Below are 16,141 nucleotides of genomic sequence, written 5' to 3' on the forward strand. Positions count from 1 at the left end.
CCGGGTGAGTCTTATACGACCAGCTCCTACAGAATCCCCCAGGCGAGGAATCGAGCAAGGGTATGTGGTCGTAGCGGTGCGATATAAGGAGCTCACCCTTTTTGTTTTACCAAAAATCGAAAAGCCATGATAAGACTGAACGTATTTATCCGCACGACGGACAGCAACCGCGAAGAGCTGATCTCGACGGTCAAGGAGCTCGCAGCCGCTTCGCTCAAGGACGAGGGCTGCGTGGCCTACGACCTGTTCGAAAGCGCGACGCGCCGCGACGTGCTGATGATCTGCGAGACGTGGAGCGACGCCAAGGCGCTCGCCGCCCACGAGCAGGCTTCGCACTTCACGACCCTCGTGCCGCGCATTCACCAGCTCGGCGAAATGAAGGCCGAGAAGTTCGTCTTCTGACGACGCCGGACGACGAACACGAACAGAAAATCCCCGATGCGCATTGCACCGGGGATTTTTCGTATCCGGAGTCCCGCCCAACCCGGCGTCCGGCGTCGGGATCACTCTTCGATCGCGCGGAAGGCATCCTTGTAGAGGCCGCACAGCGGGCAGGTCCAGTCAGCGGGAATCTCCTCGAAGGGCGTGCCCGGTGCGATGCCCGTTTCGGGATCGCCCTTTTCGGGATCATAGACATAGTCGCACGCCGTGCACTTGTAACGCTTCGGGATGCAGCGGTCGGCCACCTTGCGCCAGTCGATCAGCTCCCAGAAGGCCGCCACGAAGTCGGCGCGGCGGTTGCGGTAGTCGATATAGTAGGCATGTTCCCAGACGTCGATCGTCATGACGGGCCGCAGACCGTCCGTCAGCGGATTGCCCGCATTGGACTTGGGCACGATCGAGAGTTTGCCCGACTTGTCGGCCGCGAGCCATACCCATCCCGAACCGAAAAGTCCCACGGCGGCCTGGGTGAACTGTTTCTTGAACTCCTCGACCGATCCGAAATCCCGCGCGAGGCGCTCGGCGAGCTTCCCGGGCACGGGATGCCGGTCGGGCGTCAGCATCCGGAAAAAGAAGGTGTGGTTCCACGTCTGCGCGGCGTTGTTGAAGATGCCGCCGTCCGCCTTGCGGATGATCTCCTCGAGGGACATCTCCTCGTAGGGCGTGCCGGCGATCAGCCGGTTCAGGTTGTCCACGTATGTTTGCAGGTGTTTCCCGTAGTGGTATTCGAACGTCTCCGCGCTCATCTTCGGAGCAAGTGCTTCCAACGCATAGGGAAGCTCGGGCATTGCATGTTTCATAATATCTGTGTGTATAATGGTTTTCCGCAAGACAAGATAGCAAAAAATCCGGCTCGTTGTACCGACGAGCCGGAAATACCGATCTTTCGGACGTATCGGGCCATGCCGCGCGACGAAGCGGCGGCGTCAGAAATTGGCCTTCACGCCCACCGTGAAACGGGCCCCCAACTCAGGGAACCACGGATATTCGTAAAGTTCGCGGTCGAGCAGGTTCCGGCCCTCGGCGAAAATCGCCACGCGGCCCGACACCTTCCAGTCGAAATCCACGCGCAGATCGACCCCGAACGGCGCCTCGAACGAGGAGACGGAGACCGGACCCGCATCCGTTCCGGAGGCCGGACCCGAGGTCAGAAGCATCCATCTGCGTTCGCTCTGCATCCGGGCCTCGACGCCGAAGCCCACCTTGCGGCCCTCGTACCGCACGCCGACGTTCCCCGCGAAGGAGGGCGCGCCGTTATTCCAGTCCTCCTCGTCGTTGTAAAGATAGCCGTGCACGCCCAGATCGAACGTCAGCACGCTCAGCGGGCGGTATTCCACCTCGCCGTTGAACGAAGTGACGGTCTGACGGCCCGTGAGCGGCAAGAACACCGCCGGAAACGCCTCCCCCGTGCCGCCCGCGCCGTCGTCCGACAGCTCGCGGTATGCCGCCCAGTAGAGACGGTTGTCGTGGATCGTGACCCCGGCATAAAGCCGATACCCGAAGCGGTTGCGCCACAGGCTGCCCCCGAGGCCGAACCGGCCGCAATAGTCCACCGAACTCTTGTCGAGCCACTGCGGAGCGGCATACGGATTCTTCCGCATGAGCGACCGGAGGCTGTTGTCCGAAACCCCGCCGTCCACCTCGAGAAAGGGTTTCAGCCCCGGCGTACCGAGATTGAAATTGAAGTGCGCGAAGGGAATGAGGTAATTCCCCGTCGTGACGACCGGCTCGGGATCGGCCGCCTCCTCCATCCTGTCGCGGTAGAAGTCCGCCCCGACCTCCAGCCGCACGACGCCGCCCGCGAAACCGTAGCGCAGCGCGGCATGCAGCAATCCCTGGTCGTAACCGGAGGCGGAGCGCTGTCCCCGGAGGTATTCGTAGCCGAGAGTCGCCGAGAGGCTGCTCCGCCCGAATGCACGGGCGATGCGGCCGTGTCCCTCCAGCGTCAACTGCCGGGCATTCTCCCCGTACGCCTCGGGCCATTCGGAATGGTCGAAGAACATACCTCCGCGGAAGGCCACCTCGAAATTCGTGCGGCTCAGATCCTGAAAGTCGTCGCCGATGCGCAGGTCGAGGTTCGCGTCGCCGAAATCGACCGCCGCGCCGGGCACGAAGAGCGATTCGGCATCCGGCGAGACGAACGCCCCGTAGCGGTGGTACATGCGGTTGTCGTAGGAAAGCTCCCCTTCGATAACATGCCTGCCGAGGTATTTGCCCGCGGCGACACCGGCGCGGTTCGTCATGCGCACGGAGTTGTTTTCGACACCGAACACGTTGCGGATGTCGGCATAGCGCCCCTCGTGATTGACATACCCCATAAGATAGCCCGTCGAAGGGTTCTGCGTCGTGGCGTAGAAGTCCAGCACCGAGTTGAGCGGATAGCCCGCGCCGGCTTTCAGGTAGAACGGCAGCGGACGGTTGAACTCCCAGTAGGTCACCGTGGCGGGCCGGATCGGCCGCGTGGTGAGCGACGTGCGCAGCGACAGCGGGGTGATCGAGTAGTCGATCTCGGGACGCAGACGCGTCGTATCGGTCATGTCGGGTTCGACGGGCAGCTTCGACGCGCCCTCGACGCGCGGCACGTAGGCCTTGGTCACTTCGACCTGTTTCTCCACCTGAGCCGCGGCCAGACGCGGCAGCGCCGCCAGCACGAAGGCGGCAAATATCACTCTTTTCATCGTCAGTTCAGTTTTGCGATTCGCGCCTTCGCCTCGTCCACGATGCCGTCGTCCGCAGGCGTATAGCCGTCGGCGACACTCTGGTAGGTGGCACGCGCCTGGAAATTGTCTCCCTTGCGAACATAGACGTCGCCCAGCAGGATGAAGGCCTTAGCCAGCCAGTAGGAGTCCGGCTCCCGCTCGGAGAAGGCGAAGACGGCCTTTTCGGTCGCATCCAGATCGCCGCCCTCGAAGAGCGATTCGATGACATAATAGGCCGCTTCGGCCCCCTGCCGGGTCTTCACCTCGGAGGCGAGCTCCTTGTAGAGCTTCACGGCCTCCGCCTTGCGGCCCCCGGCCCGCAACTGCCCGGCCCAGGCGTATTTGGATTCGCGCAGCGCCGTGGCTCCCGCATCCGGATGCTCCGCCACGTCGGCCGCCATCGCGGCGATCCGCTCGCCGTCGCCCCCGGCCACCGTGGCGCGCACATACCCCGTCATGGCGGCCTCCCGGCCCGAACGGGTCGTCGCGGCGTCGTAGAGCCGGCGGTAGGCCGAAGCTGCCTCGTCGTAGCGTTTGTCGGCGAAGGTCAGCTCGGAGAGCTTTTCGAGCACCTGCTCCGTATAGCGGTTCTGCCCCCGGTCGGCGAGCGTCGTCAGCGTCCCGATGGCCTCGTCACGGGCTCCCGTGCGGAGGTAGCAGTCGCTCAGGTAGTAGAGCGCATCGGTCAGGTAGTATCCTTTCGGGTAGTTCTCGACATAATCGCGGAGCGACCGGGCCGCCGCCTCGGGCTTGTCGGCCAGATAGAGGTTCTGCGCCGCGACGAACGACAGCGAGTCGCGCGACTGCGCCGAAAGGTCGCTCTCCACGCCTGCCCGGGAGGCGTAGTCGAAGTAATCGTCCACACGCCCCTCGGAGACGTAGATCTCGCGGATGCCCTGCATCGCCTCCTTCGCTTCGGAGGATTGCGGCGAGGATCCGACGACCATGTCGTAATAGCGGAGCGACTTCTCGCGGTCGCCCAGATTGAGGTAGGCCAGCCCCAGATCGGACAATGCCTGCGCACGGCGGGGCGACGAGGGATAGTCGGCCACGAAGCGTTCGAGCTGCGCGGCGCCGTCGGCATAGCGTTCCTGCGCGATGAAGCTGCGCCCCAGTTCGTAGGAGGCTTCGCTCACGTAGTCGCCCTCGCCGTCGGCGATGATCTGCCGCAGGGCCTGCTGCTTCTCGGAGGCACGGCCCAGAATGCCGAGCGTGACGGCCCGTTTGTACCGGGCGTAGTGCATCTCGGGCGTGCCGAGCGCGATGGCCCGGTCGTACGACGCGACTGCCTCGTCGAACTTCCGCTCGGCATAGGCCGCATCGCCCACGCGGTTGAAGGCATCGGCCCGGTAACGGTCGCGCGGGGCGTAGGCGTCGAGGAAACGGCCGAACGCGCTCCGCGCCTGCGCCATGTCGTCGCGGTCGAAAGCGCAGTAGCCGAGATTGTACCACGCCAGGGCGTATTCACGCGCCGACCGCGGCGCCCGCCGCAGATAGGCGTTGTATTTGGCTGCGGCGACCGGATAATCCCCCTGCGCAAAGGCGATCTCGCCCTGCCAGAAATCGTTGAGCGCGGCGTATTTGGGACTGACGTTCGCCGCTGCGGACTCCGCCAGGTAGCGCTGTGCGGCCTGCAAGTCGCCTTCGCCGTAAGCCTCCAGCGCCCGGAAATAGGTGATCTTCTGCAACGCGGCACGAATGTCGGCGTCGGTCGAAGGCATCGACCGGATGGCTCGGTAGGCCGCATCGTAATCGCGCGAATTGTAATAGGCGGCGATGAGCAGCGTCCGGGCCTCCCCGGCGCGGGGCGACGAAGGATAGCGGTCGATGTAGCGTGTCAGCATATTGATCGCGCCGTTGAAAGCGCCGCCGCCCAGTTCGTACTGCAACTTGGCGTAGTTGAACAGGGCGTCTTCGGCGATCGCGGCGTCGAGCGCCTCGTCCGACGCCATCGCGAAGGCCTGCATAGCAGCCTCCTTGTCCCCGGCACGCAGGTAACAGTCGGCCAGGTGGTACGAAGCGTTCTGCGTCAGCGCGTCCTCCGCGCCGCAAGCCCGGCGGAGCCACTCGGCGGCCTCGTCGTAACGGGCCGTGCGGTAGAGCGCGAAACCGCGCAGGTAGCTGGCGTCGCGGTCCATCTCGCCGCCCGCCTCGGCATAGGCCTCGAGGTGTTCGAGGGTCTTGTTGTAGTCCTCCAGCCGGAACCACGATTCGGCCGTCACGCGCTCGAGTTCGGCGCGGCGCTCGGGAACGGCTTTCCGGGCCAGTTCCGGCCCCTGCTCCACGACATAGCGGTAGTTGCCCTCGCGGAATTCGATCTGCATCAGATAGAACGGAACGACGTCCCGGTAGGCGTCGCTGCGCGCGAGCTGCGTGAAGCCCTGCTTCGCCCGGCCGGACCGTCCTTCGGCATAGTCGATATAGGATTTGTAGTAGAGCGCGTGGTCGGCGTACTCGCTGCGGCTGCCGATCCGGTCGAAATGCCCGTAGGCCGCCTCGTAATCGCCGTCGGTGAACTCCACATACCCCATCCGGATGTCGTACTGTTCGCGGCGCGGCGCGCTCAGGGCCCTGTACTCGGTCCGTTCGAACGCCTCCCGGGCCTCGCGCATGTTACCCGCGGAGCAGTAGAACGACCCCAGCGCGAAACGCACGTCGTTGGCGTAAACGGAGCCGGGATAACGCTCCTCGAAGTCCCGGAGCGCCCCTTCGGCATCGGCGCTGCCCAGCTCCACGGCGCAGGCGGCCAGGTAGAAGTCGATCTCCTCGACCGTCGTGCGGTCCGCCGGGTCCGATGCCTCCCGGGCACGCAGGAATTCGTGCCGGGCATCGCTCCAGCGTCCGAAATCGAACAGGTCGCGGCCGCGTTCGAGGGCCGCCGCCGCATCCTCCTCCGCGGCCTGCGCCGTCAGCGCACACGCCGCGAAGAGCGGGAGCAGGATATTCCGAAATTTTCGCATACGTTCCATAATTAAAAGAGGGGACCGGAAACAGCGCGGCCGGCACACGTCCCATCGCAAGCGGCCGCACCGGATCCTCCCTCCGAACTTTGCAAAGATAATACATCCGGCGCGCAAAGCCAAATTTATCCGCATACTTCGCACCCTCCCCCGCACGGCCGCAGAAACGGCCGGCGAACGCTCCCGCGCATCATGCGGCGGCGTGATACGAACGGGCCGCCGTACCGTGCCCGCCATGCACGGAACCGCCGCGGCCGGCGTCGGACGGACGCAGGCAAATACCGAACCGGCAGGGACGCCGGGCGATCCGCCCCCGGCAGAGGTCCGGCCGGAGAGGCGTCACGGCGCCGGCGCCATGCGGACTACGGACGGATGTCGCGGCAGTTGCGTTTGTCGGAGATAGTGCCGTCGTCGAGCACGACCAGCCCGTTCCGGGCGCGGAGCATCGTCTTCATGGTCGAAGCGTCGATGTTGTAGCAGCGCACCCTGCCCGTGCCGAAGTCGTGCCACGGCTCGTCGTAGAGCGGCTGGGGCGTGAGGCAGACGACGTGCGCACCTTCGGCGGCAGCGCGCTCCACGAGCCGTGCCATGCGGCGTGCGCAACCGCGCGGCAACGCGTCGAACGACGTGACGCAGAGCATGTAGAGACGTCCCGGCGTGGACAGCACCTCCTCCGTGGCGTCGCCCCCGGCGTCGCGCAGGGCGAATTCGCCGATGAGCGGAGCGACCGCAGGAGCCTCGCCCGTCGTGCGGGTATCGACCCACTCCCATGTCTCGGCGTCCTGCCATTCGGTCTCGTCGAGCGAAAATTCGCGTTCCTCGCCCGTAAGGCGGTTCCGGTAAACGAGCACCGTTTCCGTCTCGCCCGCATCGGGCACGGGGGCGCGCATCGCCCCGGCGATGTTCACCCCCACCTTGTAGGGCAGGAAGTCGATCAGCGGCAGGTGGACATAGCAATAGTACCCCAGGTACATGGAGAGGCAGAAAAAGGTGCACGTGAGCACGATCTCCACCGGTTTGAAGGCGAATATCCGGTCGGGACGGTAACGCCACCACACCACGAAGGCCATCGGCAGCAACACGACGTTTTTCACGAAAGTCTCCCACGGCGAGAGTTTCAGCGCTTCGCCGAAACAGCCGCAGTCCTCGACGGGAATCACCGTGGCGCTCAGCAGCGTGAGAAGCGTGAAGAAGAGCATCGACGCCAAGGCGAAAATCGAAATCAGGCGGATGCGGACCTTGAAGAGCAGCATGCAGCCCATCATCAGCTCGGCGCCGCACAGCCAGATCGAAAAGGTCATCGAGGCCGGTTCGAGCGCCTCCATGCCGTAGATCGACAGGTACTCGTTCACCTTGAGCGCCGTGCCCCACGGGTCGATCACCTTCGTAAAACCCGAAAGGATGAACGTACAGGCCAGGATCAACCGGCAGACGTTGGCCAGCAGCTTGAATGTTCGGCTCGTTCTCATCGCGTCGTAAGAATCGGGGCGAGCGCGTCGCGGATTTTCGAAAAGATGCCTTCGGGAGTCTCCATGTCCCCTGCGGCGTCGCTGCAATCGACCACCCGCAGCCGCGGGTCGGACGCAGCGGCCTCGAGATAGACCTCGCGCACGCGCCGCTGGAGGTCGAGGGCGTCCTCGTGGATGTCGCGCCCGCCCTGCAGGTAGTCGCGGTCGTCGCCTTCGCGGATTCCGGAGAGCTTCCGCTCGGTGAACGAGAAGGGCACGTCGAGGAACAGCGACAGGTCGGGGCGCGGCAGGCCGTTATGGACGAACTCCAGGTCGAGAATCCAGCGCATCAGCCGGTCGCGCTCCTCTCCGGCAGGCAGTTTGGCGCACTGGAACCCCACGTTCGAATAGACGAAGCGGTCCAGCACGACGGCCTTGCCCGCGGCGATCCACCGCCGGATCTGCGGTCCGGCATCGGCCCGGTCGCCGGCGAAGAGCAGCGCCACCAGATAGGGATCGACCTCGTTCACGCCGCCGAACCCGCCGCGCAGGAAGCGGGCGATCAGCTCGCCGTAAACCGGAGCGTCGAAACGCGGAAAATGGATGTATTCGCTCTCCACGCCCCGCTCCGAGAGCAGCCGGCGCAGCAGGCGGATCTGGGTCGATTTACCCGCACCGTCCAGACCTTCGAGCACGATAAACATAACGTCACTTTATGTCGGTTTCAAACAATCGTTTCTCAGCGCAGCATACGCACGGCGCGCGCCACGCCGTCGGCGAGCGCATCGGCCTCGCCGAGCGTGTTGTAGAGGGCGAACGAAGCGCGGCACATGCCCGTCGTCGCGTAATGGTCCATCACCGGCTCGGCGCAGTGCTGCCCCGTGCGGACGGCGATCCCCAGCTTGTCGAGGATCATGCCCATATCGTAGGGATGCACCCCCTCGACGTTGAACGAGACGATCGCGCACTTGTCTTCCGTCGTCCCGTAAATCCGGAGCCCGTCGATGGCCGAGAGGCGTTCCGTGGCGCGGCGCAGCAGCGCCGTCTCGTGCGCCTCGATCTCCGCCGGATCGAATTCCTGCAGGAACTCCACGGCGCGCCCCAGCGCGATGGCCCCCACGAAGTTGGCCGTACCGGCCTCGAACTTGAGCGGCACGGGGGCGAAGGTCGTCCCCGCGAAGGTCACGCGATCGACCATGTCGCCGCCGCCCAGAAAGGGCGGCATCGCCTCGAGCAGCTCCCGGCGGCCGTACAGCACGCCGATTCCCGTCGGACCGTAAAGCTTGTGGCCCGAGAAGGCGTAGAAGTCGCACCCCATCTCCCGGACATTCGCCCCGCCGTGCACGATACCCTGACAGCCATCGACCGCGACCACCGCACCGACGGCGTGCGCCGCCTCGACCACGGGCCGCAGGTCGGGCCGCGTACCGAGCGTATTGGACGCCTGCGTGACGGCGACCGCCCGCGTGCGGGCGTCCACGAGCGACGGCAGACACTCCGTCCGCAGACGGCCGTCGTCGTCGAAGGGCAGCATGCGTATCTCGGCTCCCTTGCGCTGGGCCAGCAACTGCCACGGCACGATGTTCGAGTGGTGCTCCATCTCGCTGACCACGATGTTGTCGCCCGCCTGCACGAAGCGTTCGCCCCAGGCATAGGCGACCGTGTTGAGCGACGCCGTGGCCCCGGCCGTGAAGACGACCTCCTCGCGTTCGGCAGCACCGATGAAAGCGGCGATCCGGCTCCGGGCGGCCTCGTAGCGTTCGGTGGCCTCCTCCGAGAGAAGGTGCACGCCGCGATGGATATTGGCGTTCATACCCCGGTAGAGGGCATCGACCTGCTCGATCACGCAGCGGGGCTTCTGCGCCGTCGCCCCGCTGTCGAGGTAAACGAGCGGCTTTCCATAGACCCTGCGGGAGAGAATCGGAAACTCCCCGCGTATTTTTTCGACGTCGAACATATCTACAACCGTTCCATTTTGGCGGAAACCATCTCCATCACGGCCTCGCAGAGCGGCTCGACGCCGCACCGGCGCACGACGTCGCCCACGAAGCCCTCGATCTGCAACCGGCGGGCGTCCGCCTCGCTCAGCCCGCGCTGGCGCATGTAGAGAATCGCCTCGGCGTCCATCTGCCCCACCGTCGCGCCGTGCGAACACTTCACGTCGTCGGCATAGATCTCCAGCTGGGGCTGCGTCGTGATGCGGGCCTCGCGGCTCAGCAGAATGTTGCGGCTCTGCTGCCGCGCATCGGTGCGCTGGGCGCCGGGAGCCACATAGACCAGCCCGCGGAACTCGCCCACGGCCCGGCCGCCGGCGACGCCCTTCACCGCCGAATCGCTGCGGCAGTCGGAAACGTTGTGCGCCGTGTGCAGCGTCACGACGCAATGCTCCCCGTCCGCAGCCAGGAAGGCCCCGCCGAGCGAGTTTTCGGCCTCCGCACCGTCGAGGTCGATGCGGTAGGAGGCGTTGGCGCCGGTGAGCTGCACCGTCGTCACGCGGCAGCGGCTGCGCGCGGACTGTCTGACGGACACTTCGGCGAAAGCCTCGGCCGCGAAGAGGTGCGTCAGCTCCAACTGCGCCCCCTCGCCGAGTGCGACGGTCAGCGAGGCGGCGTCGGCCTTCGTATGAAGCACGACGAGGTGTGCCGACGAGCCGGCCTCCGCCTCGACGCGCAGCGCGCGGGGATCGACCGCCGCGAAAGGTTCCGCCCCGGTCCCGGCGACGCGGAGCGTTTCGCCGCCGACCGGACGGAACGTGCGGAGTATGTCGCGAAGAGCCTCCATCACCGGTCGTATTCGTTGATGAGCCAATCGTACCCCTCCTTTTCGAGCCGGAGCGCCAGCGACTTGTCGCCCGAATGGATGATGCGGCCCCGGTAGAGGACATGCACCACGTCGGGGACGATGTAATCGAGCAGCCGCTGGTAGTGCGTGATGACCACCGTGGCGTTCTCCGCCGTATGGAGTTTCGTGACGCCCGTGGCGACGATGCGCAGGGCGTCGATGTCGAGGCCCGAATCGGTTTCGTCCAGAATCGCCAGCTTCGGCGCGAGCATCGCCATCTGGAATATCTCGTTCTTCTTCTTCTCGCCGCCCGAGAAGCCCTCGTTCACGGCGCGCGACGTCAGTTTCGAGGGCAGCTCCACGACGGCGCTCTTCTCGCGCATCAGGCGCAGGAACTCGGCGGCCGAAAGCGGTTCCTCGCCGCGGAAACGGCGCTGCTCATTGACGGCCAGCTTCATGAAGCCGGCCATCGTGACGCCCGGAATCTCCACCGGATACTGGAAACCCAGGAAAAGCCCCAGACGCGCCCGGTCCTCTATGGACATATCCAGCAGGTCGCGCCCCATGAAGGTCGCCGAACCTTCGGTGACGGTGAACTTCTCGTTACCCGCGAGCACCGACGCGAGCGTCGATTTGCCCGAGCCGTTCGGCCCCATGATGGCGTGCACCTCGCCGGCCTTCACCTCCAGGTCGATGCCCCGGAGAATCTCCTTGCCATCGACCGAGGCGTGCAGATTTTTTACGCTTAACATATTCTCTTTGCCAGTTTTTCACATTTTCCAATCTCCCGGGGAGTCAGCTCCCCGTGTTTGCGGCATCCGCCCTTGCCGAAGGTCCCCACGACGCGGAACCCGCTCCAGCGCAGAATCTCGCGCAGCGAACGGAACACGCCGCCCGTCTGGCGGAACCAGACGCTGAACGGCCAGACCGTGTTGCACGCGGATACCAGCACGGCCCGCTTGCCCTTGTGCAGCGCTACCGGCAGACCGTTCTCCCGTTCGCCCATCAGCGCATAGACCATCCGGTCGAACAGCACCTTCAGCTCGCCGCTCATGTTGCCCCAATAGCAGGGCGAACCCACGACGAGCGCATCGCACGCGCGGATCATCCCGGCGACACGGTGGGCGTCGTCCTCCGGAAGCACGCAGCGGCCCAGCGACCGGCACCGCATGCAGCCCGTGCAGGGCCGGACCCGCAGATCGCAGACCGTCAGACTCTCGACCGTACAATCCTGCGGCAGAGCGGCGACCACATGGCCGAGCATCTGCGAAACCACTCCCCCGCGCCGGGGACTGCCGTTTATCACCACGACCTTCATACTCCGTTCCCCCGCCATTATCCGACCGACCCTTCGAGACTGATCGCCAGGAGCTTCTGCGCCTCCACGGCGAACTCCATAGGCAGTTTGGCCAGCACCTCGCGGGCGTAGCCGTTCACGATCAGTCCCACGGCATCTTCGGTCGAAATCCCCCGCTGCCGGCAGTAGAAGAGCTGGTCGTCGGAAATCTTCGAGGTCGTGGCCTCGTGCTCCACGACGGCCGACGCATTGCGGCTGTCGATCACGGGAAAGGTGTGCGCCCCGCAGCGGTCGCCGATCAGCAGCGAATCGCACTGCGAGTAGTTGCGGGCGTTCTCCGCGTCCTTGGCCATGCGGACCAGCCCCCGGTAGGAGTTTTCGCTGCGGCCCGCCGAGATGCCTTTCGAGACGATGCGGCTGCGCGTGTTGCGGCCGACGTGGATCATCTTCGTACCCGTGTCGGCCTGCTGGAAGTTATTGGTCATGGCGACCGAGTAGAACTCGCCCACGGAGTTGTCGCCCGCGAGGATGCAGCTCGGGTACTTCCACGTGATGGCCGAGCCGGTCTCGACCTGCGTCCACGACAGGCGCGCGTTCTCGCGGCAGATGCCGCGCTTGGTGACGAAGTTGTAGATGCCGCCGCGCCCCTCGCGGTCGCCCGGATACCAGTTCTGCACGGTCGAATACTTCACCTCGGCGTCGCGTTCGACGACGATCTCGACCACGGCCGCGTGCAACTGGTTCTCGTCGCGCTGCGGCGCGGTGCATCCCTCCAGATAGCTTACGTAGGAACCTTCGTCGGCCACGATGAGCGTCCGCTCGAACTGTCCCGTACCGGCGGCGTTGATGCGGAAATAGGTCGAAAGCTCCATCGGGCAGCGCACGCCCTTCGGGATGTAGCAGAACGACCCGTCGGAGAAGACCGCCGCATTGAGCGCCGCATAGAAATTGTCGGTCGCGGGAACCACGCTCCCCAGGTACTTCCGCACCAGCTCGGGGCAGTCGCGCAGCGCCTCGGAAATCGAGCAGAAGACGATGCCCTTCTCGGCCAATGTCTCCTTGAAGGTGGTCTTCACCGAAACGGAGTCCATCACGGCATCGACCGCCACGCCCGAAAGGGCCATCTGCTCCTCGAGCGGAATGCCCAGCTTGTCGAACGTGCGCCGCAGTTCGGGATCGACCTCGTCCATCGACCCGAGCTTCTTCCGGGGCTTGGGGGCCGCATAATAGATGATGTCCTGGAAGTCGATCTCCGGAATCGTCAGGTGCGCCCACGTCGGAGGCTCCAGCGTCAGCCAGTGGCGGTAGGCCGCCACACGGCGCTCGGTCATCCACTCCGGTTCGCCCTTCTTGGCCGAAATCAGGCGCACGACCTCTTCGGACAATCCCTTGCCGATGGTCTCGGTCTCGATGTCCGACGTAAATCCGTATTTATATTCCTGCTCCCGAATGCCTTCGAGAAGCTCCTTTTCGTTCGTTGCCATTACATGCCAAATATCGGACAAAGGTACGAAATCAAATTGCAAAATCATAATGCCGCGAAGCAAATCTGCGGCCGGAGCCCCTATTCCGCCGGAAAAAATCCGGGTCCGGCCGGCTCGTTCCACCCCTTCCGGAGCCGGAGAAAGTCGGGAAACCGGAAATTTTGTCCGCAATTCTTTGTAGTTCCCCAAAAAGATTCTATATTTGCACACCCTTTCGGGAGAAACCCTCTTCCCGGAAGCGTGCCCGGAGAGATGGGTGAGTGGCTGAAACCACCGGTTTGCTAAACCGACGTACGGGGCAACCCGTACCACGAGTTCGAATCTCGTTCTCTCCGCCAAGTCACACCGAATAACAATGTAAAACCCTGCAAATATACAATTTGCAGGGTTTTATACATAAGAGCCACGAGCATAAATTCGAACCTCTATCCCGATGCCATTTCTGCCAACGTCTTACGGATTCGGCGCGATAGGGAATCGGACGGAATGGAGAGAAACGCAAGGCCTCATCCGGAGCAAATTCCGCTCCCGGAACCGTCGTCCGTTACGAGACCTGTCTGCGACCGTCCAGAGAATTCATGCGGAATACCTATAATAGATATCCGCTCAATCCATAGCAGTCCATATAAGGCATATTTCGCGAAGAAACAATCAGTACATCCTGTTTTTATTTCATATATTTACAAATAATTTCAAACGACCCGTCACACAGGCATTACCCCGAAATACGATTTATAATTAACACGATTATTCCATATAACATTTCTCTATTTTGAAATCGGATTATCGTCTATGGAATGAAAACTGCCAATCCTATGAAAAAACTTCAGGTAAAAAAAGAGAGCATTCTCAATCTCAGGAATGACGCATCTGCTATGGTTAAAGGTGGAAAAGGCGGAAAAGTCGAGGAAAGTACGGATACTCTGAATCCCATTTCCGGCCGGGGATCATGCGAAGCAGCCTGTCAAACCACCGCACAGCAACCCGAACCGTCCGATCTCGTTCCCCAAGAGTCGTATTGAGGAACATAATTAGAGCCGAAAAGGCTTGTTATAATTTCAAGTATAAAGTACATTTTCTTGTCATGAACAAATCATATTTGAAGATAAGTTTCGTGTCGGTATTGCTTTTCTGTGCCGGTTGCACCCGGCCGCCGATTTATTCGACGGAGTACAACCTCGATTTCGAGTATGCCAAGAACGACTCCGTGCCGATGCAGTGGATATTCCAAAATTCTTCGGCTACAGGGTACGTTCTCTCGCTTGACAAGCAAGTGAAACAGCATGGAGAGGCAAGCCTCCGAGCCCGATGGCAAGAAGGGCCGACCATGACCGTCTGGGGCGGGTTCCAGAATATTCTGCCGGGCGAATTAATCGCCGGGAAAGAACTCGAAATCAGCGGATGGGTCAAGACGAGGGACAGCGTGAACGTGTGTGCCGGATATGGCATATTCCCCTATAATCCCGAGAAGTACGACCCCGATCTTTTCGGACGGATAGATACGGTCGGAGGGGTTCGCGGCATGTCCGAGTGGACACGCCATACCGTTCGGCAGACGATCGACAAGGATGTCCCTTATGTCCTGATTGCCGGCTTCGTTACCGGCAAGGGTACTGCGTGGTTCGACAATATCGAACTCAGAATCGACGGCGTAAGATACGAAGACAAAGCGATTCCGGCACCGAAAACGGAATTGTCCGACAGGGAGAAAAAAGAGCTGCGCCGATACGTCTATCCGCTGCGAACCTGCGAGTCGGACGGCGGGGACACGCAAGACCTCGACATTCTCCGGCAGTTGGTCGGAGACTGCAAAGTGGTCGGGCTCGGAGAGAATACGCACGGAACGAGCGAAGTGTTCAAAATGAAGGACCGGATCATCCGCTATCTGGCAGAAAACTGCGGATTCGATATTTTCGCGCTGGAAGCCAACATGCCCGAATGCTATCAGTTGAACAACTATACCGTCGGAGGTATTGACAACCCGATACGATTGTTAATCGGAATATACATGTGGCCGTGGAGAACCCATGAAATGCTGAACATGATCGAATGGATGAAAGCATTCAATGCATCCGAGCCCCGAATTACGTTTACGGGAGTGGACATGCAAAACTACAATGGCCCGATACTCCAGTTGCAGACCATTCTCGAGAAAAATCCGTCCGATAAAAACCTTGTGGAAAAAATCAAGGATAAGCTGCATCGCATTTATCCCCGTCCGTTCCAGATCGATGGAGAACTGGCTGAAGACATAGACTCCGACCTCGAAGAACTGAAGACACGGATAGAGGCGAAAAACCGGCCACCGATGCAGAGAGCCTGGGCCTTACAGAATATCGAGTTATTGCATCAGTTCCTGAGCCAGAAGAAAGATCCCGACTGGCGTGACCGCGGCATGGCCGACAACCTGTTGTGGATATTGCGGAACAATCCGGGGTCCAAAGCCGTAGTCTGGGCGCACAATGCGCATATCAATTGTTTGAAGCAAGTAGATATATTGCATCGTTCGATGGGGGGCTTTCTCAAAAAAAGTATCAGCGACGATTACCGAACCTTCGGATTCGTCGGATACGAAGGTTCGTACACGGCCTGGAAAAACGGACTGCAATCCTTTGAACTTCCCAAAGCGCATCCCGGCACACTCGAATACGTGCTCGGACAACTGGACGAACCGCTGTTTATTCTGGACTTGAAAAAAATGCGCGAAGAGGACTCCTCCTGCCTGCAATGGCTCGGCAATCTGGAATTCAGAGAAGTCGGAGCAACTCCTGAGATATTCTATAATACGCAGATTTCCGACATGTTCGATTATCTGATTTTCATCCGCAATACCTCGGCATCGCACATGATACAATAATTCAAAAAGAGAAACCCGAAAATCTTCAAAAGAGTAGGGATAACGCTAACTCAAAAACAACCGCCATGAAAAAACTTCAGTTGAAAAAGAAGCGATCGCCCATCTTGCCAATCAAACGTCAAAGATGGTGAAGGGTGATACGGATTTTACCACGATAACGCACATGACGACCGT

13 protein-coding genes, 1 tRNA gene and 1 other RNA gene are annotated in these 16,141 nt (G+C 62.0%); 5 read left to right on the forward strand and 10 right to left on the reverse strand.

Translation table 11 applies throughout. From position 1 onward, the window contains the following. Window positions 1-2: 2 nt before the first annotated feature. Both ffs and FME97_RS01350 read left to right on the forward strand, forming a co-directional pair. Window positions 3-100: signal recognition particle sRNA small type (gene ffs / locus FME97_RS01345), an RNA gene on the forward strand. A 26-nt stretch (window positions 101-126) separates the two neighbouring features. Beyond that, window positions 127-402, forward strand: a complete 276-nt coding sequence (locus FME97_RS01350; RefSeq protein ID WP_141427524.1) for a putative quinol monooxygenase — start codon at window positions 127-129, stop codon at window positions 400-402. A gap of 101 nt (window positions 403-503) precedes the next feature. Here the strand turns inward: FME97_RS01350 and FME97_RS01355 are convergent, their stop codons facing one another. The 10 genes from FME97_RS01355 to sufB form a co-directional block, all read right to left on the reverse strand. After that, window positions 504-1,241 (reverse strand): Fe-Mn family superoxide dismutase, encoded by a 738-nt coding sequence (locus tag FME97_RS01355; protein WP_141427526.1) that lies wholly within the window; start codon window positions 1,239-1,241, stop codon window positions 504-506. A 126-nt stretch (window positions 1,242-1,367) separates the two neighbouring features. After that, the gene (locus tag FME97_RS01360) at window positions 1,368-3,119 is read right to left on the reverse strand and encodes a TonB-dependent receptor (RefSeq protein ID WP_141427528.1); all 1,752 of its coding nucleotides are present in this window, start codon (window positions 3,117-3,119) and stop codon (window positions 1,368-1,370) included. 2 nt (window positions 3,120-3,121) lie between these two features. Next, the gene (locus FME97_RS01365; protein ID WP_141427530.1) at window positions 3,122-6,100 is read right to left on the reverse strand and encodes a tetratricopeptide repeat protein; all 2,979 of its coding nucleotides are present in this window, start codon (window positions 6,098-6,100) and stop codon (window positions 3,122-3,124) included. 362 nt (window positions 6,101-6,462) lie between these two features. Further along, window positions 6,463-7,569, reverse strand: coding sequence for a BT_3928 family protein (locus FME97_RS01370; protein WP_141427532.1), 1,107 nt, complete (start codon window positions 7,567-7,569; stop codon window positions 6,463-6,465). Next, entirely contained in the window at window positions 7,566-8,252 is a 687-nt protein-coding gene (locus tag FME97_RS01375) for a dTMP kinase (protein WP_141427534.1), read from the reverse strand. Before FME97_RS01375 ends, FME97_RS01370 begins: the two co-directional genes overlap by 4 nt. A 35-nt stretch (window positions 8,253-8,287) precedes the next feature. Next, window positions 8,288-9,505, reverse strand: coding sequence for a SufS family cysteine desulfurase (locus FME97_RS01380; RefSeq protein WP_141427537.1), 1,218 nt, complete (start codon window positions 9,503-9,505; stop codon window positions 8,288-8,290). A 2-nt stretch (window positions 9,506-9,507) separates the two neighbouring features. Then, the gene (locus tag FME97_RS01385) at window positions 9,508-10,329 is read right to left on the reverse strand and encodes a SufD family Fe-S cluster assembly protein (protein ID WP_141427539.1); all 822 of its coding nucleotides are present in this window, start codon (window positions 10,327-10,329) and stop codon (window positions 9,508-9,510) included. Further along, a complete protein-coding gene (gene sufC, locus FME97_RS01390; RefSeq protein WP_141427541.1) occupies window positions 10,329-11,081 on the reverse strand; it encodes a Fe-S cluster assembly ATPase SufC in 753 nt (250 codons plus the stop codon). The genes FME97_RS01385 and sufC overlap by 1 nt, the downstream gene beginning before the upstream one ends. After that, a complete protein-coding gene (locus FME97_RS01395) occupies window positions 11,075-11,647 on the reverse strand; it encodes a flavodoxin family protein (RefSeq protein ID WP_141427543.1) in 573 nt (190 codons plus the stop codon). The genes sufC and FME97_RS01395 overlap by 7 nt, the downstream gene beginning before the upstream one ends. A gap of 17 nt (window positions 11,648-11,664) precedes the next feature. Then, complete coding sequence (gene sufB, locus FME97_RS01400; protein ID WP_141427545.1) at window positions 11,665-13,110, reverse strand: Fe-S cluster assembly protein SufB; 1,446 nt, start codon at window positions 13,108-13,110, stop codon at window positions 11,665-11,667. Between the two features lie 246 nt (window positions 13,111-13,356). Here sufB and FME97_RS01405 point away from each other — a divergent pair. The 3 genes from FME97_RS01405 (at window position 13,357) to FME97_RS01415 (ending at window position 15,967) form a co-directional block, all read left to right on the forward strand. Next, window positions 13,357-13,448, forward strand: a tRNA-Ser gene (locus FME97_RS01405). Window positions 13,449-13,925: 477 nt separating this feature from the next. Continuing rightward, the gene (locus tag FME97_RS01410) at window positions 13,926-14,132 is read left to right on the forward strand and encodes a hypothetical protein (protein WP_141427547.1); all 207 of its coding nucleotides are present in this window, start codon (window positions 13,926-13,928) and stop codon (window positions 14,130-14,132) included. A 62-nt stretch (window positions 14,133-14,194) separates the two neighbouring features. Then, a complete protein-coding gene (locus FME97_RS01415) occupies window positions 14,195-15,967 on the forward strand; it encodes an erythromycin esterase family protein (RefSeq protein ID WP_162502042.1) in 1,773 nt (590 codons plus the stop codon). The last annotated feature ends 174 nt before the right edge of the window (window positions 15,968-16,141 follow it).

It is taken from the genome of Alistipes dispar (assembly GCF_006542685.1).
Classification (GTDB): Bacteria; Bacteroidota; Bacteroidia; order Bacteroidales; family Rikenellaceae; genus Alistipes; species Alistipes dispar.

What these genes read in the sequence shown, in the direction of transcription:
- FME97_RS01360 (WP_141427528.1), bottom strand. Translation starts at nt 3,119, where the DNA reads ATGAAAAGAGTGATATTTGCCGCCTTCGTGCTGGCGGCGCTGCCGCGT.
- FME97_RS01395 (WP_141427543.1), bottom strand. Translation starts at nt 11,647, where the DNA reads ATGAAGGTCGTGGTGATAAACGGCAGTCCCCGGCGCGGGGGAGTGGTT.
- FME97_RS01370 (WP_141427532.1), bottom strand. Translation starts at nt 7,569, where the DNA reads ATGAGAACGAGCCGAACATTCAAGCTGCTGGCCAACGTCTGCCGGTTG.
- FME97_RS01350 (WP_141427524.1), top strand. Translation starts at nt 127, where the DNA reads ATGATAAGACTGAACGTATTTATCCGCACGACGGACAGCAACCGCGAA.
- FME97_RS01385 (WP_141427539.1), bottom strand. Translation starts at nt 10,329, where the DNA reads ATGGAGGCTCTTCGCGACATACTCCGCACGTTCCGTCCGGTCGGCGGC.
- FME97_RS01365 (WP_141427530.1), bottom strand. Translation starts at nt 6,100, where the DNA reads ATGCGAAAATTTCGGAATATCCTGCTCCCGCTCTTCGCGGCGTGTGCG.
- FME97_RS01355 (WP_141427526.1), bottom strand. Translation starts at nt 1,241, where the DNA reads ATGAAACATGCAATGCCCGAGCTTCCCTATGCGTTGGAAGCACTTGCT.
- sufC (WP_141427541.1), bottom strand. Translation starts at nt 11,081, where the DNA reads ATGTTAAGCGTAAAAAATCTGCACGCCTCGGTCGATGGCAAGGAGATT.
- sufB (WP_141427545.1), bottom strand. Translation starts at nt 13,110, where the DNA reads ATGGCAACGAACGAAAAGGAGCTTCTCGAAGGCATTCGGGAGCAGGAA.
- FME97_RS01375 (WP_141427534.1), bottom strand. Translation starts at nt 8,252, where the DNA reads ATGTTTATCGTGCTCGAAGGTCTGGACGGTGCGGGTAAATCGACCCAG.
- FME97_RS01415 (WP_162502042.1), top strand. Translation starts at nt 14,195, where the DNA reads ATGAACAAATCATATTTGAAGATAAGTTTCGTGTCGGTATTGCTTTTC.
- FME97_RS01410 (WP_141427547.1), top strand. Translation starts at nt 13,926, where the DNA reads ATGAAAAAACTTCAGGTAAAAAAAGAGAGCATTCTCAATCTCAGGAAT.
- FME97_RS01380 (WP_141427537.1), bottom strand. Translation starts at nt 9,505, where the DNA reads ATGTTCGACGTCGAAAAAATACGCGGGGAGTTTCCGATTCTCTCCCGC.